The sequence below is a fragment of the bacterium genome (assembly GCA_017744355.1).
In the GTDB taxonomy this organism is placed as follows: domain Bacteria; phylum Cyanobacteriota; class Sericytochromatia; order S15B-MN24; family UBA4093; genus JAGIBK01.
Genome location: JAGIBK010000034.1, coordinates 1 through 746, shown reverse-complemented (window position 1 = coordinate 746; position 746 = coordinate 1). Strand labels below are relative to the sequence as shown.

Genomic DNA, 746 nt, shown 5'->3' with positions numbered 1-746 from the left:
CGCTGTACGTGTCCACCTCGGGCAACGACTCCAACGCCGGAACCTCGTCGAGCGCTCCTCTGAAGACCCTGGCGGCGGCCGCCGCCAAGGCGAAGGCCGGCACCACCGTCATGATCGCCGGGGGCACCTACTACGAGCAGCTCGTGACCAAGGTCGGCGGTAGTGCAGGCCAGGAGATCGTCTTCCAGAGCTACAACGGCACGGCGGTGATCGACGGGTCCAAGCTGGGCTGGAAGGTCCACAGCAACCAGAACCAGGGCCTCGTCGAGCTTCGGCACCCCTACGTCAAGCTCAAGGGCCTCAAGATCGTCAACTCCAACAACACCGGGGTGCTGCTGAACCACGACAACCTGACGGTCGACTCCTGCGAGATCGCCCAGATCCAGTGGCACGCCATCAGCACCGAGACCAGCCGCCAGACGGGCTACAACAACGGCAAGATGATCAGGAACGCGGTCATCCGCGGCAACGACATCCACCACGCGACGATCTACGGCGACGGCCAGGTGGTCAGCCTGGTCGCCGACGGCTTCACGGTGAGCGGCAACAAGATCCACGACAACAAGAAGGAGGGCATCGACATCTGGCTGGGCGCCAAGCACGGCGAGGTGGTGGACAACACGGTGTACAACAACTCGGTCGGCATCTTCGTGGACGGCGCCTCCTACGTGCGGATCCACCGCAACCGGGCCTACAACAACGTGAAGGCGGGCATCGGCGTCTCCTCGGAGGACGTCCGCTACTCG

Annotated in this window: 1 protein-coding gene; it reads left to right on the top strand. The window is 64.2% G+C overall.

The features are described from left to right. Positions 1–746 (top strand): right-handed parallel beta-helix repeat-containing protein (locus tag J7643_20040; GenBank protein MBO9542882.1); only part of this gene is annotated, 746 nt, incomplete at both ends.